Below are 1,103 nucleotides of genomic sequence, written 5' to 3' on the forward strand. Positions count from 1 at the left end.
AAGATTCGCACCTCTATCAAACCGGGTAACCCCACCCTTCGTACTGCGATGTGTCAGATCAGATCGGAACTACTACAGGTGAGCCGTAACGATCTTGTTAATTCCATGTGGTTTACCTCCAGGGTAGACCTGCGGGCAGCTGACCTGATCTCCAAGTCTGGCGATTGCACGCCCACGAATATCAGCGGTTGGCGACCCGCTGATCACCGTGCCGCCATGATCTGTACTGTCACCAACAGTGATGATCGCTAATGGCATGATTATCCCTATACAGCCAAATTACAAGAAAGCGGCGGTGACCCCATCCCCCTTCGGATGAAGTGCTTTCCATTGAATGGATCAGTCATCTTTCCATTCACGCACGATCTGCGCGAGATCGTCACGTGTCATCTTTCGCGCTTTCAGGATCTGCACCAGATCCTCTTTCGATAGGGGATATTGAGTGAGCACCTTTGACACGTCGTCCGAATCGATTTGATAAAGCCACGTCGACTCTCCCGACGCGTCGGAAGGGAGCACGTCTGCCGGAAGTTTGCCCTTGTACAGCACTTCGATTGTATAAAGCTGATGTCCTTCGGCGAAGCCTTTTTGCAAACGAAGGACCGTTTTGGCCGGGATCATGTAGTAAGGCGAGCCGTTCTCATTAGCAATCAGCATGGGTTCGTTGAGTCGGTAGAGCGTCTTGGTATCCATTGTTTTCTTCCAAATAAAAAGGCTGAACGTTACGGCAATGAGAATTGTCGTCATTCCGGTGTTGACCGGGATTTTTAGCTTCATTTTCCACCACCAAATTTTTCGACGCGGGACGGCCGGCGCTTCGAATTATTCTCCAGCATATTTTTCAAATCGCCAGGCATAAAAATATGTGCAGGCCAACCAGCCATTTTCGCACCGATCTTTTCGGTAGTACTCATGCCTGTGCCTTGGTTAAACCTGGGTAGCTCGAAGTCTAGATCGCGAATTGCTACGGCCGCCCCTCGCATTGCAGTCGTTACGCAGTTATTGTTCAGTGCGTGGTATTCCTCAGCTAGGGAAGCGCTGATCAATTGATGATTTCAGCGGTTTCCCGATTTTTGGCGGAAGCGGCATCGTCGAAAAAACGG

Annotated in this window: 2 protein-coding genes and 1 pseudogene; all 3 read right to left on the bottom strand. The window is 50.3% G+C overall.

Annotated features, from left to right (window positions below; translation table 11 throughout):
• Window positions 1-78: 78 nt before the first annotated feature.
• Window positions 79-258: pseudogene (locus I4X03_RS22975) on the bottom strand (PAAR domain-containing protein); the annotation flags it as partial.
• Between the two features lie 81 nt (window positions 259-339).
• Window positions 340-777 (bottom strand): hypothetical protein, encoded by a 438-nt coding sequence (locus I4X03_RS22980; protein WP_223471445.1) that lies wholly within the window; start codon window positions 775-777, stop codon window positions 340-342.
• Complete coding sequence (locus I4X03_RS22985) at window positions 774-914, bottom strand: hypothetical protein (RefSeq protein WP_223471447.1); 141 nt, start codon at window positions 912-914, stop codon at window positions 774-776. The genes I4X03_RS22980 and I4X03_RS22985 overlap by 4 nt, the downstream gene beginning before the upstream one ends.
• Window positions 915-1,103 lie beyond the last annotated feature (189 nt).

The sequence above is a fragment of the Massilia soli genome, from assembly GCF_016809835.1.
GTDB classification, from domain to species: domain Bacteria; phylum Pseudomonadota; class Gammaproteobacteria; order Burkholderiales; family Burkholderiaceae_D; genus Telluria_A; species Telluria_A soli.

Bases quoted from the DNA above. Each gene is read 5' to 3' on its own strand.
- I4X03_RS22980 (WP_223471445.1), bottom strand. From the start codon at position 777: ATGAAGCTAAAAATCCCGGTCAACACCGGAATGACGACAATTCTCATT.
- I4X03_RS22985 (WP_223471447.1), bottom strand. From the start codon at position 914: ATGAGTACTACCGAAAAGATCGGTGCGAAAATGGCTGGTTGGCCTGCA.